We start from the raw sequence: 24,837 nt of genomic DNA on the forward strand, positions 1-24,837 counted from the left end.
GACGCGGGCGTGCGGGGAGCCCGGCGCGTAAACCTAAAGCCTTTCGGTTTCCGCAATGTAACCTCCTCCTCGACAGCTGAGAAGACCCTTGAGGGGGACACGGGACATGGGACGGCCGCGCACACCGCTGCTCGACCGGGCGCGCATCACCGGCACCGCGCTCGAACTGATCGACGCGCAGGGCGAGTTCAGCGTCCCGCAGATCGCGCGCCGGCTCGGGGTACAGACCGGTTCGGTGTATCACCATGTGGACGGCCGGGACGGCATCGTGGAGCTGATCCGGGAACGGGTGGCGGAGGGCATCGACTCCTCCTGCCTCGACCTGAGGCCGTGGGACGAGGCGCTGAAGGCGTGGGCGCGCTCCTACCGCGCCGCCTTCGCGGCCCATCCGCGCGCGGTGCCCCTGCTGATGACCAACCCGGTCCGCGCGCCCCGGGTCCTCGCCCAGTACGAGGGCGCCGTCGTCCTGCTCCTCGATGCCGGGTTCGGCACGGCCGACGTGATGCCGGTGATCGTCGCCCTGGAGAACATCGCCCTCGGCTCCGCCCTCGACCTGGCCGCTCCCGACGCCATGTGGGAACTCGCCGACGACACCGCCACGCCCCACCTGGCGCAGGCGCTCGCCGCGTCGGCGGGCAGCCGGGCGGACCGGGCCTTCGAGTTCGCGCTGGAGGGCTTCCTGGCGCACGCCCGCCGCACGCTGGAGGCGGCCGAGGGGTGAGCCCCCGGGGAGGCGCGGCTCCGGTCAGCCCTCCCGGCGCAGCCCCGCCACCAGCAGCCCGACGAGCCGGCGCGCGTCGTAGTCCGGGTTGTCCTCCGCGCCGATGCACAGGTTCCCGACGCCGCGCATGAGTTCGAGGGCGCGGATGTCGGGGCGCACCTCGCCCGCGGCCGCGGCGGCGTCGAGGAGGCCGGTGCACACGGGCACCAGCCGGTCCAGGAAGTACGCGTGCAGCGTCCCGAAACCGGCCTCGTCGGAGTGCAGGACGGCGGCGAGACCGTGCTTGGTCACCAGGAAGTCGACGAAGAGATCGATCCACCGGCCGAGCGCGTCGTACGGGGTCGGGCGCGTCGCCAGCAGTTCGGGACCGGCCTCGGCGCACGCCTCGACCTGGTGCCGGTAGACGGCGATGATCAGGTCGGCCCGGGTGGGGAAGTGCCGGTAGATCGTCGCGGTGCCGACCCCGGCCTCGGCGGCGATGTCCCGCACCGGCGCCTCCACCCCGGAGGTGACGAAGACCGCGGCGGCCGCGTCGAGCAGCGTCTGCTCGTTGCGCCGGGCGTCCGCACGCCTCGGCCGGGCCGCGGGCCGCGCTCCCTCACTCATCGCGCCGTTCCTTCCCTGACCGCCGTTGCTAAACGGGACAGTGTTCCGTATCGTCAAACGGGACACGGTTCCGTTTGCTCATGATGCCAGAGCGGAAGCCGGTCACCAAGCCGTGCCACGAGACATGCCGTACGTCGTGCCACTGCGCACACCCCCCTGCACCCCACCCACTCGTCACGCCTCACCGGCGACGAAGGAGACACGGACATGCAGTACCGCACCCTCGGCCGCACCGGAGTGAAGGTCAGCGCCTTCGCCCTCGGCGCCATGAACTTCGGCCGGATCGGCCGGACCACCCAGGACGAGGCGACCGCCCTCGTCGACACCGCCCTCGAAGCCGGCGTCAACCTCATCGACACCGCCGACTGGTACGGGCTCGGCGACTCCGAGGAGATGCTCGGCAAGGCCCTCGCCGGCCGCCGCGACGACCTCGTGCTCGCCACCAAGGCGAACATGCCGATGAGCGACGAGCCCAACCACCAGGGCAGCTCCCGCCGTTGGCTGTACACCGCCCTCGACGACAGCCTGCGCCGCCTCGGGGTCGACCACGTCGACCTCTACCAGATCCACCGCTGGGACCCGGAAACCTCCGACGAGGAAACCCTGTCCGCCCTCACCGACCTCCAACGCGCAGGAAAGATCCGCTACTTCGGCTCCTCCACCTTCCCCGCGCACCGCATCGTCGAGGCCCAGTGGGCCGCACGCGAACACCGTCTGAGCCGCTACGTCACCGAGCAGCCCAGCTACTCCGTCCTGCAACGCGGCATCGAGGCCCATGTCCTGCCCGTCACCGAGCGGTACGGCCTCGGTGTGCTCGCCTGGAGCCCGCTGGCCTCCGGCTGGCTCTCCGGCGCCGTGCGGGAGGGCCGCGAGATCACCACCAGCCGCTCGAAGATCCTCCCGGAGCGCTTCGACCTCACGGTCCCCGCCAACCGCGCCAGGATGGACGCGGTCGAACGGCTCGCCGCGCTCGCCGACGAGGCGGGCCTGACGATGATCCAGCTCGCCCTCGGCTTCGTCACCGCGCACCCCGCCGTCACCAGCGCCCTGATCGGCCCCCGCACCACGGACCACCTGCACGCCCAGCTCGCCGCCGCCGACACCGTGCTCCCCGCCGACGTCCTGGACGCGATCGACGAGATCGTGGCCCCCGGCACCGACCTCGCCCCGCACGAGAAGTTCGACACCCCGCCCGCCCTCCTCGACCCGGCCCTGCGCCGCCGGCGCTGAAGCCGAGAAGGACCACGCTGGCCGTTGTCGATTCGGCGGGTCCTCGTTCGACACAGGAGTGGGCGGCATTCCGCCGCCGCTGTCACCACCGGACGAGGACACCATGGACCAGCTGCTGAAAGTCATGAACTTCAACGTCTCCGCCGACGGGATCGGAGCCGGTGAGCACCAGACCCTGGAGCGGCCCTTCGGCCACGTCCGGCCCGAGCAGCTGTTCGCCTGGGCCGGGGCCACCGCGAGCTGGCCGATGCGCACCGAGCCCGGCGGCAGCCGGGGGCTGGACGACTACTTCACCCGCGACTACTCGCACCGCATCGGGGCCGAGATCATGGGCCGCAACAAGTTCGGACCGCAGCGCGGCCCCTGGCAGGACCACGAGTGGCTCGGCTGGTGGGGGGAGGAGCCCCCGTTCCACACGCCGGTCTTCGTCCTGACCCACCACCCGCGGCCGTCGTTCACGCTCTCCGACACCACGTTCCACTTCGTCGACGACGACCCGGCCACCGTCCTGGCACGGGCCCGGGAGGCGGCCGACGGCAAGGACGTGCGGCTCGGCGGCGGGGTCACCACCGTCCGGGAGTTCCTCGACGCCGACCTCGTCGACACCCTGCACATCGCCGTCTCACCGGTGAAGCTGGGCTCGGGACTGCGCCTGTGGGAGTCACCCGACGAACTGCGCGACCGGTTCCACCTGGACGTCGTGCCCAGCCCGAGCGGCGTGACCCACCACCTCTTCTGGCGGAGGTGAGGCCCGCGTCCCTTCCTTGCTCAGGTCTCGGTCGGTACGCACAGCACCGGCGTACGGGACAGATGCAGCAGTTTGTGGGGCGTGGAGCCCAGCAGGGCCCCGCGCAGCGGGCTCTCGCCCCAGCTGCCGACCACGATGAACCTGGCCCCGTGCCGGGTGGCCGCGTTGATCAGGGCCTCGGCGGGCTTCTCGTCGATGACCTCGACGCTGGTCCGCACCCCGGCCGCGTCGGCCACCTGGACCGCGTGGCCCAGCGCCGTGCGCCCGGCCTCCTGGACGGCCGCCTGGTGGGCGCCGTACTCCTCGCCGACGGAGCCCGGCGCAGCCGCGCCGTAGACCAGGACCAGCGGTTCCCCGAACGCCGCCGCGACCTCGATGGCGACCTCTAGGGCGCGCACGGCGCCCGGGGACTCGTCGTAGCCGAGAACGACCGACATCTGTCAGGACTCCTTGTTGTCGCCGTGGACGAGGGCGGGGTCGGCGACATCGGGGCGCTCCGACCAGAATTCGGGGTTCACCAGCCGCCACACGATCATCAGGACCACGCCCGTGACGGCGATGCCGATGCCGATGACCAGCGGGGGACCGACGCCGAACCAGGAGACCCCGCTGTAGGAGTTGGCGGGGTCCGACATGTCGCCGATCGACTCCACCAGCAGCCAGGCCAGCAGCGCGGACCCGATCAGCGGCCCGAGGCCGATGAGGACGAAGTGGTGGACGCTCTCGGTGAGATGACGGCGGTAGTAGACCGCGCAGGCGACGCCGGTGAGCGCGTAGTAGAAGGCGATCAGCAGGGACAGCGCCGTGAGCGAGTCGAAGAGGGCGTTCTCACTGATCTGGCGGACCACGAGGTACCAGGCGATGGCGATGCCCGCCACCCACCAGGTGCTCACGTCCGGGGTGCGGAACCGGGGGCTGATGTGACGGAAGTGCGCGGGGATCGCGTGCCGTCGGGCCATGGACAGCGCCGTGCGCGAGGCGGGGATGATCGTGGTCTGGGTCGACGCCAGCGCGGAGGTGGAGACCGCCAGCAGCACCACCCAGTCCCAGCCGCCCATCGCCTCCTCGGCGAGCAGGGCGAAGATGAACTCCTCCTCCCCGGCGTTCTCGCTCAGGAACTCCGGTCCCGCGTAGCCGACGACCGCGAAGGCCACCGACACGTACGTCACCAGCAGGATGACGGTCGACCACACGCCGGCCTTGCCGGGGGCGGTGGCCGAGTCCTCGACCTCCTCGGTGAGGTTGACCGCCGATTCCCAGCCCCAGTAGATGAACACGCCGAGCAGCAGGCCCCCGGTCAGGGACGCGCCTCCCGCGCCGAACGGATCCAGCCAGCTCAGCGACGGCTCCACCGAGTCGAGCGTGCCGGTGTCGGCGTAGACCCGGTACAGCGCCACCACGGCGAACACGAGCAGACAGGCGACCTGCGCCAGGATGAGGACGTTCTGCACCCGGGCCGAGGCCTCGGTGCCGATCACGCACAGCGCCGTCATCACCAGGATGAGCAGCACCGTGAGCACCTGGCGCACGACCTCGTTCTCGGCCCAGCCGTCGAGCCCGACGGCCAGCAGACCGAAGGTCACGGCGACGTCGGCGAGCGATCCGATGACCAGGACACCGGTCATCGTGATGGCCCATCCGCCCAGCCATCCCGCCCACGGTCCCATCGCCCGGGTGACCCACGAGAAGGTCGTCCCGCAGTCCTGGTCGACCCGGTTGAGGTAGAAGAACGCCGACGCGATCAGCAGCATCGGCACGAACGAGGCGAGCATCACGCCGGGCGCGTAGACACCCACGAGGGCGACGACCGGGCCGATGGCCGCGGCCAGCGAGTACGCGGGTGAGGTGGCGTTGAGCCCGATGACCAGGGCGTCCACGAACCCGATCGCGTTCGGCTTGAGCCCTTCGGGCGGGTGTGCGTCCGTGGCGCTGTCTGCGGCCATGCTCCCTCGCTTCCGTCGTGGGTGCCCTCATCCAACAGGGAGCGCGCGCCGCGGCCGTGTCTTCGACGCACGGCCACGGCATGTATCACCCGCGCTGCCCATCCGGTGGGGGAGCGGCGGCTCAGGCCTTCGCGGCGCCGAACCACCCGGCCAGCCGGGCGAGCAGCTCCTCCTGGTCGTCGCCGGCCCAGGCCACGTGGCCGTCCGGCCGCAGCAGGACCGCGGGCACGTCCAGTTCCTCGCCGGTGTCGACGACGTGGTCGACACGGTCGTCCCAGCCGGCCACCGAGAGCCGGCCCGTGGAGTCGAGGAGCAGCCCGCGGCCCGTGTGGGTCAGGGAGTACAGACGCCCGCCCTTCAGGGGCATGTCCCGCAGCCGGCGGCCGAGGAGCGCCGGCCCCTCCCCGACGTCGTAGCGGACGCCGATCGCGGTGATCTTCTCGATCAGGTACCGGTTGACCTCGTCGATGTCCATCAGCTCCGACACCAGGCGGCGCACCGCGCGGGCGCCGGGCTCGGTCGACATCAGCTCCATCTGGGCCCGCGTGTTGTCCAGCACGTCGGCCGCCACCGGGTGCCGTTCGTCGTGGTAGCTGTCCAGCAGCCCCTCGGGCGCCCAGCCGTTCACCGCGGCGGCCAGCTTCCAGCCGAGGTTGAACGCGTCCTGGATGCCGAGATTCAGGCCCTGGCCGCCGGTCGGCGGATGGATGTGCGCGGCGTCACCGGCCAGCAGGACCCGCCCGACCCGGTAGCGCTCGGCCTGCCGGGTGGCGTCGCCGAAGCGGGACAGCCAGCGTGGCGCGTGCACACCGAGGTCGGTGCCCGCGAACGCGCGCAACTGCCGCTTGAACTCGTCGAGCGTCGGCGGCACCGCGCGGTCCTCCGCCACGCCTTCGGCGGGCACCACGACGCGGTACACCCCGACCTCCCCGAAGGGTGTCGCCCCGAACCTCTTCTGCGTCCGGTTGACCTCCGCCACCACGGCGGCGACGGTCTCCGGCGGAACGCCGACCTCCATCTCGCCCAGCAGCGTCTCGACCCTGGCGGGCTCCCCGGGGAAGCCGACCCCGAGCAGCTTGCGCACCGTGCTGCGTCCTCCGTCGCAGCCGACCAGGTACCGGGCGCCGAGCCGGGTGCCGTCGGCGAGTTCGGCCGTCACCCCGTGCTCGTCCTGGCTCAGCCCGACGACCTCGCTGCCCCGCCGGACCTCCGCGCCGAGTTCCACGGCCCGCTCGGCGAGCAGCCGGTCGGTGACCGGTTGCGGGATGCCGAGGACGTAGGGATGCGCGGTGTCCAGCCCCTCGGGGACCGGCTTGGGGATGGCGGCGAAGAACCCGCCGACCGGGTAGCGCGTACCGTGCGCGAGGAAGCGGTCGAGCAGCCCGCGCTGGTCCATCACCTCGATGCTGCGCACATGCAGGCCGAGCGCGCGCACGTACGCCGCCGGCCGCGGCTCCTTCTCCAGCACGACCACCCGCACGCCGTGCAGCCGCAGCTCGCAGGCGAGCATCAGTCCGGTCGGCCCGCCACCGGCCACGATCACGTCGATCATCACAAACCCCCTGTCTCGGCGGGAGATTCTGCGCGATGACCGGGGCCTTGCCGCAAGGCCCCCCGTGCGCTATAAGTTGAGAGTGGCAAGGAGCCGATGACTCCTTGCCTTCGCTGTTTCCGGGCGGCCTCCGGTCAGCTCTCGGTGCGTGCCGCGGCGAAGGCGGCCAGTTCCACCGGATCACGCGGACCGGGTTCCGTCTCGCCCAACAGTCCCTGCGCGCGCAGCAGTTGGGCCGCCGCGACCCCCCAGGGCAGGCGCAGCCCCGCCTGGTGCAGCAGGTCCGTGCGGGCCAGCGCGGTCCCCGCGGGACCGGTGTGCACCCCGGACGGGGTCAGCAGCGCCGCCTCGTCGGCCCAGCGCAGCGCCAGGTCGACATCGTGGGTGGCCATCACGACCGTCGTGCCCGACGCGCGCAGCCCGTCCAGCGTGGCCAGCAGGCGTTCCTGACCGTCGGGGTCGAGCCCGGCGGTCGGCTCGTCCAGGATCAGGACCCGGGGCCGCATCGCGACGGCACCCGCGATGGCGGTGCGCTTGCGCTGCCCGTACGAGAGCAGATGCGTCGGCCGGTCGGCGAGCGGTGCGATGTCCAGCGCGGCGAGCGCCTCGTCGACCCGGGCCCGCACCTCGGTGTCGGTGAGCCCGAGGTTGAGAGGTCCGAAGGAGACGTCCTGGGCGACGGAGGCGGCGAAGAGCTGGTCGTCGGGGTCCTGCACGACCAACTGCACCGTCGTCCGCAGCCGGGTCAGCCCCTTGCGGTCGTACGTGACCGGGGTGCCCTCCACCGTCAGCCGGCCCTCGCGCGGCCGGAGCCCGCCGCTGAGCAGCCGCATCAGCGTGGTCTTGCCGGTGCCGTTGCGGCCGAGCAGCGCCAGGGCGCGCCCCTCGCGCACGTCGAAGTCGAGGCCGATGAGGACGTCGGGCCCGTCCTCGTAGGCGTAGGCGGCACCCCGCAGGGCGACCAGGGAGGTGGGCTCGCTCATGGCAGGTACTTCTCCAGTACGAGGGTGAGGGCCGCCAGCGCCACGAGAAGGGCGCAGCTCGCGGCGGTGAAGCGGGCCGAGACGCGCGCCTCGGGCACCAGGACGCGCAGGGTGCCGTCGTAGCCGCGCCCGGCGAGCCCGGCCTGGAGCCGGGCCGCCCGGTCGAAGGCGCGCACGAACGCGGTCGCGCCGAGCCCGGCCAGCGAACGCCACTCCGCCGACCTGCTGGTGTGCCCGAGCCGGGCGGCCTGCGCCTCCCGGATCCGCCGCACGGAGTCCAGCAGCAGGAAGCTCATCCGGTACGTCACCAGGGCGACGTCCACGACCGGGGCCGGCACGCCCGCCCGCACCAGGCGGGGCAGCAGGTCCGACATCGGCGTGGTGAACGCGAACAGCAGCACACCGAGGGAGGCGGCCGAGGTCCGCAGCAGCAGTTCCCCGGCGCGCAGCCCGCCGTCGTCGGCGAGGGAGAGGAAGCCCTCCGGTCCGCCGACCTGGACGAGCAGGGTGGCGGCGCCCGTGACGGAGAAGCCGAGCGGCACCCGGTAGGCGCGCCACAGGCGCCGCGCGGGCACTCCCGCCGGACCCAGCAGCACCGCCAGGGCGGTGAGCAGGACCAGTGCGGCACCGGGCCAGGGCGGCAGCGAGATGGCGAGCACGGTCAGGCCCAGTCCGAGCACGGCCTTGTCGACGGGATGACGGCGGCGCCAGCGACTGCTGTGCGCCGCCGCGTCGATGGGCAGCACTCGGGGTCAGTCCTGGTCGGCCGGGGACTTCACCGTGACGCCGTCCGGCACGCCCCCGGCGTCCGGCACGCTCCGCAGGGCCCGCTGCTCGCCCTCGCGGCGCCCGCGGCGCACGCCGAAGTAGTAGGCGAGGACACCGGCACCGAGCGCCGCCTGGAGGGCGAACAGGGCCGACTCGATCTCCCCGGACGGAGGTTCGTACAGCGGCGAGAACCAGGGCTCGTAGTCCGGTTCGATCTCGGTGATCGCGGTCTCCGCCTCGCCGTCGGCGCCCGCGAAGGGCTCCTCCTTGTGGTCGCCCAGGCCCAGGGCGAGCGGGAGCACCGCGAGCGCGGCCACGACCAGCAGGAGCAGCAGGTTGACCTTGGTGTTCTTCTTCATCGGGCCACCGCCTCGGTCTGGTCCTGCTGCTGGTTGCGGCCCTTGGTCAGGAGCACGCCCAGCCGGGTCAGCTCGCCCTTGCTGGACTGCACCAGCAGCCGCATCACGAGCACGGTGAGCAGGCCCTCGCTGACGGCGAGCGGGATCTGGGTGACGGCGAAGATGGAGCCGAACTTGCCGAGCGCGCCGAGGAATCCGCTGCTCGGGTCGGGGAAGGCGAGCGCCAGCTGGACGCTGGTGACGCAGTACGTCGACAGGTCGGCCACGAAGGCGCCGAAGAAGACGGCGACCATCAGGGGCACGTCGTAGCGCCGCAGGAGTGTGTAGAGCGCGTAGCCGGCCCAGGGGCCGACGATCGCCATCGAGAAGACGTTGGCGCCGAGCGTGGTCAGGCCGCCGTGCGCGAGCAGCAGGGCCTGGAAGAGCAGGGTGATGGTGCCCAGCACCGCCATGATGGGCGGCCGGAACAGGATGGCGCCCAGCCCGGTACCGGTGGGATGGGAGCAACTCCCGGTCACCGAGGGCAGTTTGAGGGCGGAAAGGACAAAGGTGAAGGCACCGGAAGCGCCCAGGAGCAGCGTGCTCTCGGGGTGTTCCCTGACTTCACGGGTGAGTGCCCGAACTCCGTGGACGACGAAGGGCGCGGACGCGACGCCCCAGGCGACCGCGTGCGCCGGAGGCAGAAATCCCTCGGCTATGTGCATGGCTCAGCAGACCCTCTCCAGCACCTCGTGGATGGTTGACGCGCCCTGGCCGGTCTCCTGGCTGACGGGTGACACCGCCCGAGTCTCCGCCTTCCCGGGTCCCGAAGGACCCAGTGGCTGCCCGTGAGGGCTGGAGCCGGACTTCCCGATCACAGTGGCGAGGGCCGCACCGGTATCGCACCGGATTTCCCGTCACCAAGGCGTGGCGACAATAGTGCCTGTTCAGGTTGGCTGACAAGCGCCCCTCAGGGGCGCATGGGCAGCGCACACAAGCGCATGCGCCGGGGTGCGCGTCAAGGCGTGATGCGTCACACAGGCATCCCGTCCGGGACGGGCCGCTCAGCTCCCGGTGGCCTCCGACGCCGGTCCGAGGGTGAACTCCACCAGGTCGAACCGGTGGCCGTTGACCTGGAGTTGCACGGCGTGCGTGCCCGGGTGGTACACGCGCGTGGTGAGGGGGCGGAACGAATGGGTGCGGGTCACCTCCGTCGACTCACCGGGCGTCAGATCGCGCCGCGCGAGCTTGAAGACCTTGGGGGCCGTCCGGCCGTTCGCCTTCATGTGATGGACCACGTAGTCGACGGCGAGGGACACCGGCGCGGCGGAGACGTTGGTGAGGTGCGCGCTGAAGCTCAGCGTTCCGCCCATCGGGATCCGGGTCTGCGTGAGGACCGGTCCGACCACCTTCACGTCGTCCCGGCCGCCGTGGAACCCGACGAGCTCCAGGGCGACCGGTTCGCCCGCTTTGACCAGGGTGCGCAGGGCGTGCCGCACCAGGGCGGGCGTGGTCGGGTCCGGGCCGCGCAGCCAGCGGGCCGCGGCGGAGGTGGCGAGGGGGGCGTCGAGGCGGGAGATGTCGTTGAGATGGTTGGCCACGGAGCGGCGGACGTCGTCGGAGGCGTCGGTGTGCAGCGCGTCCAGCAGCGGGACGGTGACGCTCGGGTCGCGGTTGATCGAGGGGACCTGGCGTGCCCAGGGGAGCCGGGGGCGGGTGCCCTCGCTCGCCAGCCGCCGTACGGCGGGGTCGGGGGAGGCGGTCCAGCGGTGCGCGGCGGCCAGGGTGCGGTCCAGGTCGGCGTTGAGGAAGGTGCGCAGCGCGAACTCGGCGGTCAGGCGGGGGGTGAGACGGGCCAGCAGGTCGAGCCCGTCGTCGAACGGCTCGTCACCGCCGTCCCCGGTGGCCGCGACGGCGACGGCCTCGGTCAGCGGCCACACCATCCAGCCCGTCAGCCCCGGGTCGGTGAGGGCGGCCCGCACCGCCTGCGCCAGCCGGGCGTGGTCCCGGTCGCAGTCGGACAGCAGCGCCTCGCCCACGGCGCGCGCCCGCTCGCTGACGCTCAGCGTCCCGAGCGCCGTCGCACTCTCGGCAACGGCGTCCCAGGACGAGGTCCCGGGCGCGTGCCGCCGCAGGAGGCCGGCGAGGCGGTGGATCTCGTCGGCGCTGATCAGCTCATCGGCGGTGGGCACGTGCACTCCCGGGAGGACGCTCGGACAGGGCACCCACCAGTATCCCGGCTCCGTCCCCGCTCCGGCCCGCCCGGTGCGCGGGCCGGAGCGGGGACTCGCGGAGGAGTCAGGAGAACGGGTCCAGCGTCACGTACGCCTGACGCGGGCTGCCGTCGTGGACCAGTGACTCGTGGTGGCCGACGTCGTCGAAGGCGAACCCGTACGCCTTACCGTCCGCCATGCGCTCATGGATGATCCGGGAGTAGTGGTTCGTCACCCCGTCCTTGTAGTGGTTGGCGGCGCCCGTGTCGGGCTGGTTGGGGTTGGTGAGCAGGGTGGAGCGGTTGAAGCCGGCGCACAGGGTGCGTGAAATGGGGCCTCGGACCAGGTCGTTGGGGGCGTCCAGGAGCCGGTGGCAGCCGAAGACGCTCGGCGCGTCGGGCTTCTGGAAGCTGGTGACGACGGCTCCGGAGGAGTTGGTGAAGTTCATGACGCCGCCGGAGACCCGGCCGTAGTACCTGGTGTTCGGCTGGTCGGCGAACGGGGTGACCGTGAGCGTGGTCGTGGCGTACTTCTGCCAGACGCGGTTGATGTAGTCGTCCAGGACGCCCGCCGGGAGCGCCCCCGTCTCCAGACCGTAGGTGGGGGACAGCGCCCGCAGCACGGTGCCGTCGGAACGGGTCTGGATCAGGTTGCCCCAACCGCCGGACTGGGCGCGCAGCGCGGCGAACACCCCGTTGTAGCCACCGGACTTGAGGCGCCCGGTGCTGGCCACGCTGCCGTCGGCCCGCTGCACGCCGACGGAGTAGGGCGCGGAGAACATGTCCACCTGGGTGCTGTTGATCCACAGTCCGCTGTCATTGAGCGTGAACTCGGACCAGTTGAAGAGGATGTCGCGGTTGGGGTCGGTCGGGTTCTGCACCGCGGGTTGCACCAGTCCGCCGGCGGCCAGCTTGAACACGAGCTTCTGGCCGTAGGAGAAGTAGATCCGGCCGCCCCCGAGTTGGGGGATCGTGATCGTCTTGGACTGGCCGTTCGCGGGGCCCGCTATGGACGCGTCGGGGGCCGGGACGGGCGGGTTGCCGCCGGCCGGCCAGGGGTGGAAGGTGCCGCCCGCGTCGGCCCAGCCGAGCCGGCCGGTGGTCAGGGAGGTGCCGAGGACGTAGACGTGCACGGCGTCGCCGCGGCCGGAGCTGTTGGTGATCTTGAGCGGGATGGTCGCGGGCACGGCCGCGGCGGCGGTCGAGGGTCCCGTGAGGGACAGCAGGGTGCCCAGGAGGAGCAGTACGGCGGCCGTGGCGAGTGCCGACAGGCGCCGTCGGAGGCGTGGGGGCATACGTGGTCTCCCTGTGCGGAGGGATCGGGTGGGGGAGTTGGTCCGGACCACTTGAGAGCGCTCTCAGAGTTGCGCGCGGATGCGTTCATGTCAATGCGGGTGCGCGATTCCGTCGACGCCGGGCCAGCTCCACCGGCTCGATAAACGAGGGTTATCGGGTCATCGAAGAGATGTCTTTGACGCACCTTCGCGGCATCACCGAAGGTGGGCGGCGGTGGGATTCGCAGGACCGCGGAAAGAGGAACACCACGCCATGCGCAGCAGTGCCGAGGACCCCGACGACGACCTGACGGTCACCCCGCCCAAGGAATGGGCGGCCGGTCTGCCCGCCGTGACGCACGCGCTGCGCCACGCCCTGGGGCAGACCTCGGTGCAGCGGACCGCGCTGACCCTGCTCACCCTCAACCAGTCCAAGGGCATCGACTGCCCGGGCTGCGCCTGGCCGGAGCCGCCCGCGGGCAAGCGCCACCTCAACGAGTACTGCGAGAACGGCGCCAAGCACATCAGCGACGAGGCCACCTCGCGCCGCGTCACCCGGGAGTTCTTCCGCGAGCACTCGATCGCGGACCTCGGCGCCAGGTCCGACCGCTGGCTGAACCAGCAGGGCCGCCTCACCGAGCCGATGGTCAAACGCCCCGGCGCCACCCACTACGAACCCCTCGGCTGGGACGAGGCCCTCGACCTGCTGGCCGGCGGACTGAAGTCCCTCGACTCCCCGGACGAGGCCCTCTTCTACGTCTCCGGACGGCTCGGCAACGAACCGGCCTTCCTGCTCCAGCTGTTCGCCCGCGCCTTCGGCACCAACAACCTGCCCGACTGCTCCAACATGTGCCACGAGTCCAGCGGTTCCGCGCTCTCCGAGACCCTCGGCATCGGCAAGGGCAGCGTCCAGCTGGACGACATCCACCAGGCCGACCTCGTCTTCGTGGTGGGCCAGAACCCGGGGACGAACCACCCGCGGATGCTGTCGGCGCTGGAGGAGACCAAGCGCAACGGCGGACACGTCGTCGCGGTCAACACGCTCCCCGAGGCGGGCCTGATCCGCTTCAAGAACCCGCAGAAGGCCCGCGGCGTCGTCGGCCGCGGCACCCGGATCGCCGACCACTTCCTGCACATCCGCGCGGGCGGCGACCTCGCCCTCTTCCAGGCCCTCAACAAGCTGCTGCTGGAGGCCGAGGACGCGGCGCCCGGAGCGGTCCTCGACCACGACTTCATCAACGCGCACACCACCGGCTTCACCGAGTTCGCCGAGCACGCCCGCAAGGTGTCCTGGGAGGACATCGACACGGCCACCGGTCTGAGCCGGGAGGAGATCGAGCGGGTCTTCGACCGGGTGCTGGAGAGCCGGAAGATCATCGTGTGCTGGGCGATGGGCGTCACCCAGCACAAGCACGGGGTCCCCACGATCCGCGAGATGGTCAACTTCCTGCTGGCCAGGGGCAGTATCGGCCGGCCGGGCGCGGGCGTGTGCCCGGTGCGCGGCCACAGCAACGTCCAGGGCGACCGCACCATGGGCGTGTGGGAGCGGATGCCGCAGCGGTTCCTCGACGCCCTGGAGAAGGAGTTCGGCTTCACCCCGCCCACCCGCCACGGCCTCGACGTCGTCAACGCCATCCGGGCCATGCGGGACGGCCGGGCCCGGATCTTCCTCGGCGTCGCGGGCAACTTCGTACGGGCCACGCCCGACAGCGCGGTCACCGAGGAGGCCATGCGCCGGTGCGCCCTGACGGCGCACATATCGACCAAGCTCAACCGCTCCCACACCGTGTGCGGGGACACCGCGCTGATCCTGCCCACCCTCGGGCGCAGCGACCGGGACGTGCACGAGGGCGTCGAGCGGTTCGTCACCGTCGAGGACTCGATGAGCCAGGTCCACGCCTCCCGCGGCAAGCTGCCCCCGGCCTCCCCGGACCTGCTCAGCGAGGTCGCGATCATCAGCCGGACCGCCCGCCGGACCCTCGGCACCTCACCCGACCTCCCCTGGGAGGAGTTCGAGGCGGACTACGGCACCGTACGGGACCGGATCTCCCGCGTCGTACCGGGCTTCGAGGACTTCGAGGCCCGCGTCTCCCGGCCCGGCGGCTTCACCCTGCCCAACCCGGTGAACTCGTACGTCTTCCCCACCCCGAGCGGGAAGGCCGTCTTCACCCGCAACGACCTCACCGTGCCGGAGGTCCCCCCGGGCCACCTGCTGCTCCAGACCCTGCGCTCCCACGACCAGTGGAACACCGTCTGGTACGCGCCCGACGACCGCTACCGGGGTATCCACAACGCGCGCCGCGTGGTCCTCGTCAACCCCGCCGACCTCGACGAGCTGGACCTCGCGGACGGTGCGACCGTGGATCTGGTGAGCGTGTGGCACGACGGCGTGGAGCGGCGGGCGGAGGACTTCCGGGTCGTCGCCTACCCCGCCAGCCGCGGCTCGGCGGCGGCCTACTACCCGGAGACCAACGTCCTGGTCCCGCTGGACAGCGTCGCCGACATCAGCAACTGCCCCACCTCCAAGGGTGTGGTGGTCCGGCTGGAACCCGCCGGATGAGCACCACCACCCGGCGCCGGCGGAAGGGAGACGGACCATGGGCAGGGTGACCGCGCGGCGACGGGTGCTGCGGATCAGGGACGGCGTGTCCTCGTACCGTCCGGACACCCTGGCGGCCGAGGAACCGATGGAGATCCGGGTCGGCGGACGCCCGCTCACGGTGACCATGCGCACCCCGGGCGACGACTTCGACCTCGCCGCCGGATTCCTGGTCGGCGAGGGCGTCCTGCACCGCGCCCGGCAGGTGGCGGGCATCCGCTACTGCGCGGGCGCCACGGCGGACGGCGGCAACACCTACAACGTGGTCGACGTCGCCCTCGCGCCGGGAGTCGCCCCGCCGGACCGCTCCCTCGAACGGAACTTCTACACGACGTCCGCCTGCGGCCTGTGCGGCAAGGCGAGCCTCGACGCCGTACGCACGGTCGCGCCCTGGTCGGTCGCCGGGGACGGGCTGCGGATCGCGCCCGAGCTGCTGGCGCGGCTGCCCGAGCGGCTGCGCGCCGCGCAGAAGGTGTTCGACAGCACCGGCGGACTGCACGCCGCCGGGCTCTTCTCGGCCGAGGGCGAGCTGCTGTGCCTGCGGGAGGACGTCGGCCGGCACAACGCCGTCGACAAGGTCGTCGGCCACGCCCTGCGCGAGGGGCTGCTCCCGCTGCGCGGCACCGTGCTGATGGTGAGCGGACGGGCCTCCTTCGAACTCGTGCAGAAGGCCGTGATGGCCGGGATCCCGATGCTGGCGGCGGTCTCCGCCCCGTCGTCGCTCGCCGTGGACCTGGCCGCCGAGAGCGGGCTGACCCTCGTCGGCTTCCTCCGGGGCAGCTCCATGAACGTGTACAGCGGCGACGAGCGGCTGGCCGTCCGCGTCGCCGGCTCCGCCGCGGCCGGACCGCGCAGGTCATGAGCTTTACGCGCCGCCTCCCGCGGGGTATCCATGACGGATGCTGCTGCGACAACTGGAGTACCTGAGCGCGCTGGCGCGTGAGGGACACTTCGGCCGGGCGGCACGGGCCTGCCACGTCTCCCAGCCCGCCCTCTCCGCGGGCATCCGCAAACTGGAGGCCGAACTCGGTGTCCAGATCGTGCAGCGCGGCCGGCGGTTCGAGGGCTTCACCCCGGAGGGCCGGCGGGTCCTGCGGTGGGCCCACCGCACGCTGGCCGAGCAGGACGCGCTGCGCAGCGATCTGGCCAGCATGCGCGGCGGCCTCTCCGGCGTCATGCGGATCGGTGTCGTGCCGACCGCCCTTCCCGTCGTCCCGCTGCTCACCGCCCCGCTGCGCGCCGAGCACCCCAAGGTGCGGTTCTCACTGGAGTCGCTGTCCTCCCGGGAGATCGTCGACCGGCTCGACGAGTTCGACATCGACGTGGGCATGACGTACGTGGACGGCGAGCCCCTGGGCAAGGTCCGCCTGCTGCCCCTCTACCGGGAGCGGTACCTGTTCCTGACCCCGCACGACGGCCCCTTCGCCGATCAGGACTCCGTCGGCTGGGCCGAGGCCGCCTCGACGCCGCTGTGCCTGCTGGCGCCCACCATGCAGAACCGCCGCATCCTCGACGCGCACTTCGCGGATCACGGCGCGGCGGCCGTTCCGGCGGTCGAGACCGACACCGTCGCGGCGGTGTACGACCATGTCGTGGCCATGGGGCTGTCCAGCGTCGTGCCGCATGCCTGGCTGCACGGGTTCGGGGCGCCGGGCGGGGCCCGCCTCGTCCCGATGTCCCCGCCCCGGCGGACCTTCGGGGTCGGCCTGGTCCTGGCCGGGCGGGGCCCGGAGTCGATGCTGGCCAGGGCCCTCGCGGACACGGCGGCCGCGGTGGACGTGAGCGCCGAGCTGGACCGCGCGGTGCGGCGTCATCTGAGGGACGCGGGTGAGGGCTGAGGGCGCGGGTGAGGGCTGAGGGGGACGCCCGCCCCGCAGGGCCTGGGCTTCGCCTTCGGCCGGGCTCGCCGTCGGCGGCGAGCGGCTCCGCTTGCGAGACCCCGGGTGGCGCGATTTCGTGGAAGCGAATGTTGCCGACCAGGAGCCCTCCATGTCGATGACGCCCTTCGGTTTCAGTTCCTCCGATCCCTTCAGCGACATGCTGAATCGTTTCTTCGGAATGTCGCCCGCCTCCTCCCCACCCGCGGTGCAACGCGTGCCGATCGGCCGGCTGCTGACCGAGTCGTCGCAGGAGCTGCTGAACCTCGCCGCGCGCAAGGCGGTCGAGGACGGCGCGTCCGATCTCGACACCGAACACCTGCTGTGGGCGGCGGCCAAGGTCGACCCGTCCCGGGCCCTGCTGGCACAGGCCGGAGTAAATCCCGACGCCCTCGCGGACCAGATCGCCAAGGTGCTGCCCGGCGAGTCCGCCACCCCGTCGGCGGAGCCGGGACTGACCCCGGCGGCCAAGCGGACCCTGGGCGCGGCCTACGCCCGTTCCCAGGCGGCCGGTGCCTCGTACATCGGCCCGGAGCACATCCTCGGAGCGCTCCTGGACGGCGACAACTCCGGTGCGGCCCGGATGCTCCGCTCCGAGGGGCAGGACATGAAGAAGCTGGCCTCGGTCGCGGACCAGGCGGCGGCCTCCCGCGGCGAGGGCACGCCCGCCGCGCGCCGTGAACCGGCCACCACGCTGGAGGAGTTCGGCCGGGACCTCACCGAGGAGGCGAAGGCGGGCAAGCTGGACCCGGTGGTCGGCCGCGCCGAGCAGATCGAACAGACCGTCGAGATCCTCTCGCGCCGCTCCAAGAACAACCCGGTCCTCATCGGCGAGCCCGGCGTCGGCAAGACGGCGATCGTGGAGGGCCTGGCCCAGCGCATCGTCGCCGGGGAGGTGCCCGGGACGCTCAAGGACAAGCGGGTGATCTCCCTGGACCTGTCCGGCATGGTCGCGGGCGCCCAGTACCGCGGCCAGTTCGAGGAACGGCTGAAGAAGGTCATCGAGGACGTCCAGAAGGCCGAGGGCGAGATCATCCTGTTCATCGACGAGCTGCACACGGTGGTCGGCGCGGGCGCCACCGGCGAGGGTGCGATGGACGCCGGCAACATGCTCAAGCCCGCCCTGGCCCGCGGCGAACTGCACGTCGTGGGCGCGACGACGATCGACGAGTACCGCAAGCACGTGGAGAAGGACGCGGCGCTGGAGCGGCGGTTCCAGCCCGTGTTGGTGCCCGAGCCCACCGTCGAGGAGACGGTGCTGATCCTGGAGGGCCTGCGCGACTCCTACGAGGCCCACCACCAGGTCCGCTTCACCGACGAGGCGCTCGCGGCCTCCGCCGAACTGTCCGACCGCTACGTCAGTGACCGCTTCCTGCCGGACAAGGCGATCGACGTGATGGACCAGGCGGGCGCGCGGGTGCGGCTGCGCAGCGCCGGACGGTCCACCGAGGTGGTCAGCCGCGAGGACCGGATCGCCAAACTCCGCCGGGAGCAGGAACAGGCCGTCACCGCCGAGGACTTCGAGCGGGCGGCCGGGCTGAAGCGGGACATCGCCGAGGTGGAGGGAGAACTCGCGGGCATCGAGGAGCGCCGCGAGGGCGTGGTCACGGTCACCGCCCGGGACATCGCCGACGTCGTCTCCCGGCGTACCGGCATCCCCGTGGCCCAGCTGACGGAGAGCGAGAAGGAGCGCCTGCTGAAGCTGGAGGAGGAGATGCACGCGCGGATCGTCGGCCAGGACGAGGCCGTCGTGGCGGTCTCGCAGGCGGTGCGCCGCAACCGCGCGGGCATGGGCGACCCGAACCGCCCGGTCGGCTCGTTCCTCTTCCTCGGCCCGACCGGCGTCGGCAAGACCGAGCTGGCCAAGACGCTGGCGGAGCTGCTCTTCGGCGACGAGGACCGCATGGTCCGGTTCGACATGAGCGAGTTCCAGGAGAAGCACACCGTGGCCCGCCTGGTCGGCGCCCCGCCCGGATACGTGGGCTACGAGGAGGCCGGCCAGCTCACCGAGAAGGTCCGGCGCCAGCCGTACAGCGTGGTGCTGTTCGACGAGGTGGAGAAGGCGCACCCGGACGTCTTCAACACCCTGCTCCAGATCCTCGACGACGGCCGGCTCACGGACGCCCAGGGCCGCACCGTGGACTTCCGGCACACGGTCGTCATCATGACGTCCAACATCGGCGCCCACCGCATCCTCGACCACAAGGGCGACACGTCCGAGATCAAGGACGCGCTGATGGACGAGCTGAAGGCTCGGTTCCTGCCGGAGTTCCTCAACCGCATCGACGACATCATCGTCTTCCACGCCCTCACCGAGGACGACCTCTCCCGGATCGTCGACCACCTGCTGGACCGCAGCAAGCACCGGGTGCGCGCCCAGGGCGTCGAACTCGACGTCACCGAGGACGCGAAGAAGCTGCTGATCGCGCACGGTCACCAGCCGGAGTTCGGCGCCCGTCCGCTGCGCCGCACCATCCAGACCGAACTGGACAACCGTATCGCCGAGTTGCTGCTCGCCGGTGAGGCGGACCCGGGCGACACCATCGTCGCCCACATCAAGGACGACTCCCTCCACTGCACCGTCCGCAAGCCGGAAGCGCAGCCGGAAGCGCAGCCGGAAGCGCGGGACGGGGCACCGGCCGAGGCGGCCGCAGACAAGCCCTGACGTCCGGCGGCGCCGCGCGCGCCGCACCCCTTCGAGGAGGCAGCAATGGTGCGTCATCACAAGGCCAACAAAGAGGTCGAGGGCGATCCGGACACCGGCCACAGCCGTGGACTGCCCCGTCGGCCGGACGACGAGCTGCTGGAGCAGATGACCGCGCAGGAGCGCGAGAGCGTCGGCCTCCCCAGGGAGAGCGGCGCCTCCGCGGACGGCCGGCCCTACTAGGCCCCCGTTCCCACCCGCACAACCGTCGAGCGCCGGGCGGACCGGCGCTCGACCTTTCCGGGACGGTCGGTTCGGCCTTTCGGGGGGCGGTCGGTTCGACCCTTCGGGGACGGTCAGGTCCCCAGGGACACGACCGTCGCGCTCTCGCGCCCGCCCGGGGTGTCGTAGCCGACGGTGTCCCCGACCCGGTGTCCGAGCAGCGCGCCGCCCAGAGGGCTGTCCGCCGTCACCAGGTTCTGGTCGAGGGACTCAGCCACCTCGCCGATGGAGACCACCTGCTCGCTGCCGTCCTCGAACCGCACGGTGACCGTACTGCCGACCCCGACCGCACCGGTGGGCGGCGGCCCTGCCGTGGCGGCCTGCCGCAGCCGCAGGGTGATGTCCTCGATCCGGACGTCCAGCCGCCGGAGTTCGTCGGCGCGCTGGAGTTCGTCCGCCTGGTCCGCGCTGTCGCCCACCGAGTCCGAGGAGCCCTGGAGCGTCACGGCGACCGTCTGCCGCTCGGCGCGCACATCGGCGAGCTCCTCCTCCAGCGCGCGACGGGCCTCGGCGCTGATCGGTTCCGGTCCACTCGTCATGGCCGCTCCTCTCTCCCGACACGGATCCAATTTGTGCTGCTTCCTTCGCTTTTGAGGTTAGCAACCGGTCTGCGGCACGGGTCGCGTGGCGAGGGTGGAGGGACCGGAATAGCCTGGATCAAAGTGCCGCGAACCGTGCGCGGCACTCCGTTCGGCTGCCGGAAGGTGAGTGCCTTGAACGCTCCCCACGACGATCAGGGAACGGAGCCGACCGAACCCGCTGTGGGTCCCGCAGCCGAGGGCGAGCCGCAGTTCAAGCCCTACCACCACCCCGCCGCGGGATGGGGCGCCGCCGACAGCGTCACCCGGTTCCTGCTCCGGGAGCGCACGCTGGTCGACGGACCGCGGGCCATCATGAAGATGAACCACGAGGACGGCGGCTTCGACTGCCCCGGATGCGCGTGGCCCGACGACACCAAGGGCCTCAAGCTCGACATCTGCGAGAACGGCATCAAGCACGTCACCTGGGAGATGACCCGCAAGCGCGCCGGCCGTGACCTCTTCGCCCGCCACACGGTGAGCGAGATGTCCACCTGGAGCGACTTCGAGCTGGAGAACCAGGGCCGGCTGACGGAGCCCCTGGTCTACGACGCCGACACCGACCACTACCGGCCGATCTCCTGGAAGGACGCGTTCGAACTGGTCGGACGGACCCTGCGCGAACTCGACGACCCGAACGAGGCGGCGTACTACACCTCCGGGCGGCTCGGCAACGAGGCCACCTTCCTGTACCAGTTGATGGCCCGGGAACTCGGCACGAACAACCTGCCGGACTGCTCCAACATGTGCCACGAGGCGAGCGGACGCGCGCTCCAGGCCTCCCTCGGCACCGGCAAGGGCACGGTCGACCTCAAGGACTGGGAGGCCACGGACGCTCTGTTCATCCTGGGCGTCAACGTCGCCTCCAACGCGCCCCGGATGCTGACCTCGCTGGTCGAGGCGAACCACCGCGGCGCCCAGATCGTGCACGTCAACCCGCTGGTCGAGGCCGCCGCGCGCAAGGCGATCATCCCGCACGACTTCAAGGACATGGCCACCTTCCACGCCACCCGCACCGGCACGCTCAACCTCCAGGTGCGCGTGGGCGGCGACATGGCCCTGCTCCGCGGCATGGCCAAGGCCGTCCTCGAACAGGAGCACACCGACCCCAGGGCCGTCGACCACGAGTTCGTCGAACGGCACACCACCGGCTTCGACGACTACCGCAAGGTGTGCGAGACGACGCCGTGGGAGGAACTGGAACGGCAGTCCGGCCTCTCCCGCGCCGACATCCTCAAGGCGGCCCGCGTCTACACCGACGCCGACCGCAGCATCATCAGCTGGTGCCTCGGCGTCACCCAGCACGAGCACGGCGTGGACACCGTACGGGAGATCGTCAACCTCCTGCTGCTGCGCGGCAATCTGGGCCGCGAGGGCGCCGGACCGTCCCCCGTGCGCGGACACAGCAACGTCCAGGGCAACCGCACCTGCGGCATCGACCACCGCCCCACCGCGGAGTTCCTGGAGCGGCTGGCGGAGGTCTGCGCGATCGACCCGCCCCGCGAGCACGGACTGGACACGGTCGGCACCATCAAGGCGATGCACGAGGGCGCGGTCAAGGTGTTCATCGGCATGGGCGGCAACTTCGCCCTCGCCGCCCCCGACACCCCCTTCACCTACGAGGCCCTGCGCCGCTGCGAGTTGACGGTCCAGGTGAGCACGAAGCTCAACCGCAGCCACCTCGTGCACGGCCGCCGGGCCCTGATCCTGCCCTGCCTCGGCCGTACGGAGAAGGACCATCAGCGGGGCGGCGTCCAGGCCACCTCCGTCGAGGACTCCATGAGCATGGTCCACCTGTCGACCGGTATGAAGCGCCCCGCCTCCGAACACCTGCTGTCGGAGCCGGCGATCATCGCCGGGATGGCCAGGGCCGCGCTGCCCGACAGCGACACCCCCTGGGACTGGTACATCGAGGACTACGACCGTATCCGCGACACGATGGCGCGGGCCCTCGACGGGTTCGAGGACTTCAACCGCCGCGTCCGGCTGCCCCTGGGCTTCCGCATCAAGCAGCCCGCCCGCGAACTCGTCTTCCTCACCCCCTCGGGCCGCGCCGAGTTCTCCGCCGCCCCACTGCCCGACGTCGTGCCCGAACCCGGCACGCTGGCGCTCGGCACCATGCGCTCCCACGACCAGTGGAACACCACGATCTACTCGGACAACGACCGCTACCGCGGCATCAAGAACCTGCGGGAACTGGTCTTCATGAACCAGGACGACATGCGCGAACGCGGACTCGGCGAGTTCGACCCGGTGGACATCGTCGCGACGGCCAAGGACGGCACCCACCGCTCCCTCCACGGGTTCCTCGCCGTGCCGTACGCCGTTCCCCGCGGCTGCGCCGCCGGTTACATGCCCGAGATGAACGTGCTGATCGCGCTGGGTGACTACAGCACCCAGAGCGACCAGCCGATCATGAAGCACGTGAAGGTCCGCATCACCGCGGCCACGTGACCCACGAGGGATCCCCCCGGGAGGTACCCATGTCCTCGAAGCGACGCCGCAAGAAGAAGTCCCGCCGCAAGCACGCCGCGAACCACGGGCGCCGTCCGCAGTGCTGACCACCCCGGCGGCGCCCGCTCCGGGCGCCGCCGGACCGACGGACCCGCCCGCACCGTCCCGACGAGCCCCGACGGCCGGACTGTGCTACGGTTTCAGAGTTGCAGTTGTGGTACCCATGAACCTATGTGCGCCTGACGGGAATGCTTTTCCTCGGGCGCATTAGTTTTTTCCGGCTTCTCCGGATGGGGCCCATTGCCTACAGAAGGAGAAAGTCATGGCACAGGGAACCGTCAAGTGGTTCAACTCTGAAAAGGGTTTCGGCTTCATCGAGCAGGACGGCGGCGGCCCCGACGTCTTCGCCCACTACTCGAACATCGCGACCCAGGGCTTCCGTGAGCTGCAGGAAGGCCAGCGGGTCTCCTTCGACGTCACGCAGGGCCAGAAGGGCCCGCAGGCGGAGAACATCGTCCCCGCCTGATCGCCGGACGCATTTCCGCTCACCGGGGTCCGCGCCACTACGGCGCAGACCCCGGTTTGCGCTGTTTTTGAGGAAGGCAGAACACCGCATGCCCCGCAGACCCCAGAAGCCGAACCGGCGTGCCTCGTCGGCCACGCCGCCCGCGTCGGCGCCGAGGGAATTCCGGTTGCCGGAAAGCACGACACCCGCACTTCCCGCCGTCGAGGAATTCGCCGGCCTGGACATGCCGGCGGGGCTGCTGAAGACGCTCACCGCCGAGGGCGTGACGACTCCCTTCCCCATCCAGGCCGCCACCCTGCCGAACTCGCTGGCCGGCCGTGACGTGCTGGGACGGGGCCGCACCGGTTCCGGCAAGACCCTCGCGTTCGGACTCGCGCTGCTCGCCCGTACGGCCGGGCTGCGCGCCCAGCCGAAGGCGCCGCTCGCCCTGGTCCTGGTCCCCACCCGGGAGCTGGCCCAGCAGGTCACGGACTCCCTCACCCCGTACGCCACCGCGGTGAACCTGCGGATGGCCACGGTCGTGGGCGGGCTGTCCATCACCAAGCAGGCGGCCCAGCTCCGGCGGGGCACCGAGGTGGTCGTGGCGAGCCCCGGCCGGCTCAACGACCTCGTCGAACGCGGCGACTGCGTCCTCGACGACGTCCGCATCACGGTGCTGGACGAAGCCGACCAGATGACCGACATGGGCTTCCTGCCGCAGATCACCAAGCTGATCCGGCAGGTGCGGCCGGACGGGCAGCGCCTGCTCTTCTCGGCCACCCTGGACCGGAACATCGACCGCCTGGTGCAGCAGTTCCTCACCGACCCCGTGGTCCACTCCGTGGACCCCTCGGCCGGCGCGGTGACCACCATGGAGCACCACGTCTTCCACGTCCTGGACGAGACCGACAAGAAGGCCGTCACCACCCGCATCGCGGCGCGTGACGGGCGGGTCATCCTCTTCCTCGACACCAAGCGGTCGGCGGACCGCCTCGCCAAGCGGCTGCTGGCCGTCGGCGTCCGTGCCGCCGCCCTGCACGGGGGCCGCTCCCAGCCGCAGCGCAACCGCACGCTGGAGCAGTTCAAGAACGGCCAGGTCACCGCGCTGGTGGCGACGAACGTCGCGGCCCGCGGCATACACATCGACGACCTCGACCTGGTCGTGAACGTCGACCCGCCGGCCGACCACAAGGACTACCTGCACCGCGGTGGCCGCACCGCGCGGGCCGGCGGTTCCGGCAGCGTGGTCACGCTGGTGCTGCCCGAGCAGAAGCGCGAGGTCACCCGGCTGATGTCGGACGCGGGCATCCGGCCCCGTACGGCGCGTCTGACGTCGGGCGACGTGCAGCTCAGCACCATCACCGGTGCCCGCGAGCCCTCCGGTGTGGCCGTCACCATCGAGGTGCCCCAGCCCGTCACCCCGCCGGCGCCGCGCGGCGCCCGCAGGGCCGGTGCGGAGGACGGCACCCGCCCGAGCGGTGGGCGTCGCCGCCGGGGCGGCGGGGCGAAGCCGGCGGCGGCCG

The 24,837-nt window shown here is 71.6% G+C and carries 22 protein-coding genes and 1 riboswitch; of the genes, 11 read left to right on the plus strand and 11 right to left on the minus strand.

Features of this window, described 5'->3' with window-relative positions:
• The first annotated feature begins 106 nt into the window (after positions 1-106).
• Complete coding sequence (locus AB0E07_RS35355; protein WP_362261246.1) at positions 107-721, plus strand: TetR/AcrR family transcriptional regulator C-terminal domain-containing protein; 615 nt, start codon at positions 107-109, stop codon at positions 719-721.
• 24 nt (positions 722-745) lie between these two features.
• On the opposite strand, the gene AB0E07_RS35360 is transcribed toward AB0E07_RS35355, so the two are convergent.
• Positions 746-1,327 carry a helix-turn-helix domain-containing protein gene (locus tag AB0E07_RS35360; RefSeq protein ID WP_362261248.1) on the minus strand — a complete coding sequence of 194 codons (582 nt, stop codon included), beginning with the start codon at positions 1,325-1,327 and terminating at the stop codon, positions 746-748.
• A 207-nt stretch (positions 1,328-1,534) separates the two neighbouring features.
• On the opposite strand from AB0E07_RS35360, the gene AB0E07_RS35365 reads away from it, so the two are divergent.
• Together AB0E07_RS35365 and AB0E07_RS35370 are read left to right on the plus strand one after the other, a co-directional pair.
• Positions 1,535-2,557: an aldo/keto reductase gene (locus AB0E07_RS35365; RefSeq protein ID WP_362261251.1), complete on the plus strand. Its 1,023-nt coding sequence runs from the start codon at positions 1,535-1,537 to the stop codon at positions 2,555-2,557.
• Positions 2,558-2,660: 103 nt separating this feature from the next.
• The gene (locus AB0E07_RS35370) at positions 2,661-3,305 is read left to right on the plus strand and encodes a dihydrofolate reductase family protein (RefSeq protein ID WP_362261253.1); all 645 of its coding nucleotides are present in this window, start codon (positions 2,661-2,663) and stop codon (positions 3,303-3,305) included.
• Positions 3,306-3,325: 20 nt separating this feature from the next.
• Here AB0E07_RS35370 and AB0E07_RS35375 read toward each other — a convergent pair whose 3' ends face one another.
• The 9 genes from AB0E07_RS35375 to AB0E07_RS35415 all read right to left on the minus strand — a co-directional run bounded on the left by AB0E07_RS35375 (position 3,326) and on the right by AB0E07_RS35415 (position 12,396).
• Positions 3,326-3,742: a universal stress protein gene (locus tag AB0E07_RS35375; RefSeq protein ID WP_362261255.1), complete on the minus strand. Its 417-nt coding sequence runs from the start codon at positions 3,740-3,742 to the stop codon at positions 3,326-3,328.
• 3 nt (positions 3,743-3,745) lie between these two features.
• Entirely contained in the window at positions 3,746-5,248 is a 1,503-nt protein-coding gene (locus AB0E07_RS35380) for an APC family permease (RefSeq protein ID WP_362261257.1), read from the minus strand.
• A gap of 121 nt (positions 5,249-5,369) precedes the next feature.
• Complete coding sequence (rox, locus tag AB0E07_RS35385) at positions 5,370-6,800, minus strand: rifampin monooxygenase (protein WP_362261259.1); 1,431 nt, start codon at positions 6,798-6,800, stop codon at positions 5,370-5,372.
• A 134-nt stretch (positions 6,801-6,934) separates the two neighbouring features.
• The gene (locus tag AB0E07_RS35390; protein WP_362261261.1) at positions 6,935-7,783 is read right to left on the minus strand and encodes an ATP-binding cassette domain-containing protein; all 849 of its coding nucleotides are present in this window, start codon (positions 7,781-7,783) and stop codon (positions 6,935-6,937) included.
• Complete coding sequence (gene cbiQ / locus AB0E07_RS35395; protein WP_362261263.1) at positions 7,780-8,529, minus strand: cobalt ECF transporter T component CbiQ; 750 nt, start codon at positions 8,527-8,529, stop codon at positions 7,780-7,782. Before cbiQ ends, AB0E07_RS35390 begins: the two co-directional genes overlap by 4 nt.
• A gap of 6 nt (positions 8,530-8,535) precedes the next feature.
• Positions 8,536-8,910 carry an energy-coupling factor ABC transporter substrate-binding protein gene (locus tag AB0E07_RS35400; RefSeq protein ID WP_362261265.1) on the minus strand — a complete coding sequence of 125 codons (375 nt, stop codon included), beginning with the start codon at positions 8,908-8,910 and terminating at the stop codon, positions 8,536-8,538.
• Positions 8,907-9,614 (minus strand): energy-coupling factor ABC transporter permease, encoded by a 708-nt coding sequence (locus AB0E07_RS35405; RefSeq protein ID WP_362261267.1) that lies wholly within the window; start codon positions 9,612-9,614, stop codon positions 8,907-8,909. The genes AB0E07_RS35400 and AB0E07_RS35405 overlap by 4 nt, the downstream gene beginning before the upstream one ends.
• Positions 9,615-9,643: 29 nt before the next feature.
• Positions 9,644-9,851: riboswitch (cobalamin riboswitch) on the minus strand.
• 102 nt (positions 9,852-9,953) lie between these two features.
• Positions 9,954-11,081 carry a DNA alkylation repair protein gene (locus AB0E07_RS35410; protein ID WP_362261269.1) on the minus strand — a complete coding sequence of 376 codons (1,128 nt, stop codon included), beginning with the start codon at positions 11,079-11,081 and terminating at the stop codon, positions 9,954-9,956.
• Between the two features lie 106 nt (positions 11,082-11,187).
• On the minus strand, positions 11,188-12,396 hold the full coding sequence (locus AB0E07_RS35415; RefSeq protein ID WP_362261271.1) for a glycoside hydrolase family 64 protein: 1,209 nt from the start codon (positions 12,394-12,396) through the stop codon (positions 11,188-11,190).
• Between the two features lie 253 nt (positions 12,397-12,649).
• On the opposite strand from AB0E07_RS35415, the gene AB0E07_RS35420 reads away from it, so the two are divergent.
• From AB0E07_RS35420 to AB0E07_RS35440, 5 genes are all read left to right on the plus strand, one after another.
• Positions 12,650-14,935 (plus strand): FdhF/YdeP family oxidoreductase, encoded by a 2,286-nt coding sequence (locus tag AB0E07_RS35420; protein WP_362261273.1) that lies wholly within the window; start codon positions 12,650-12,652, stop codon positions 14,933-14,935.
• A gap of 37 nt (positions 14,936-14,972) precedes the next feature.
• Positions 14,973-15,836 carry a formate dehydrogenase accessory sulfurtransferase FdhD gene (gene fdhD, locus AB0E07_RS35425; RefSeq protein WP_362261275.1) on the plus strand — a complete coding sequence of 288 codons (864 nt, stop codon included), beginning with the start codon at positions 14,973-14,975 and terminating at the stop codon, positions 15,834-15,836.
• 37 nt (positions 15,837-15,873) lie between these two features.
• On the plus strand, positions 15,874-16,812 hold the full coding sequence (locus AB0E07_RS35430; RefSeq protein ID WP_362261277.1) for a LysR family transcriptional regulator: 939 nt from the start codon (positions 15,874-15,876) through the stop codon (positions 16,810-16,812).
• A 151-nt stretch (positions 16,813-16,963) separates the two neighbouring features.
• Complete coding sequence (locus tag AB0E07_RS35435; RefSeq protein ID WP_362261279.1) at positions 16,964-19,516, plus strand: AAA family ATPase; 2,553 nt, start codon at positions 16,964-16,966, stop codon at positions 19,514-19,516.
• Positions 19,517-19,561: 45 nt separating this feature from the next.
• Positions 19,562-19,738, plus strand: a complete 177-nt coding sequence (locus tag AB0E07_RS35440; protein ID WP_362261281.1) for a hypothetical protein — start codon at positions 19,562-19,564, stop codon at positions 19,736-19,738.
• A gap of 113 nt (positions 19,739-19,851) precedes the next feature.
• Here the strand turns inward: AB0E07_RS35440 and AB0E07_RS35445 are convergent, their stop codons facing one another.
• Entirely contained in the window at positions 19,852-20,316 is a 465-nt protein-coding gene (locus AB0E07_RS35445) for a GreA/GreB family elongation factor (protein ID WP_362261283.1), read from the minus strand.
• A gap of 174 nt (positions 20,317-20,490) precedes the next feature.
• On the opposite strand from AB0E07_RS35445, the gene AB0E07_RS35450 reads away from it, so the two are divergent.
• From AB0E07_RS35450 to AB0E07_RS35460, 3 genes are all read left to right on the plus strand, one after another.
• Entirely contained in the window at positions 20,491-22,809 is a 2,319-nt protein-coding gene (locus AB0E07_RS35450) for an FdhF/YdeP family oxidoreductase (RefSeq protein WP_362261285.1), read from the plus strand.
• A 322-nt stretch (positions 22,810-23,131) separates the two neighbouring features.
• Positions 23,132-23,335 carry a cold-shock protein gene (locus tag AB0E07_RS35455; RefSeq protein ID WP_007502648.1) on the plus strand — a complete coding sequence of 68 codons (204 nt, stop codon included), beginning with the start codon at positions 23,132-23,134 and terminating at the stop codon, positions 23,333-23,335.
• 88 nt (positions 23,336-23,423) lie between these two features.
• On the plus strand, positions 23,424-24,837 hold a 1,414-nt coding region (locus AB0E07_RS35460; RefSeq protein ID WP_362261287.1), incomplete at its 3' end, for a DEAD/DEAH box helicase.

Source organism: Streptomyces sp. NPDC048002 (assembly GCF_040653275.1).
In the GTDB taxonomy this organism is placed as follows: domain Bacteria; phylum Actinomycetota; class Actinomycetes; order Streptomycetales; family Streptomycetaceae; genus Streptomyces.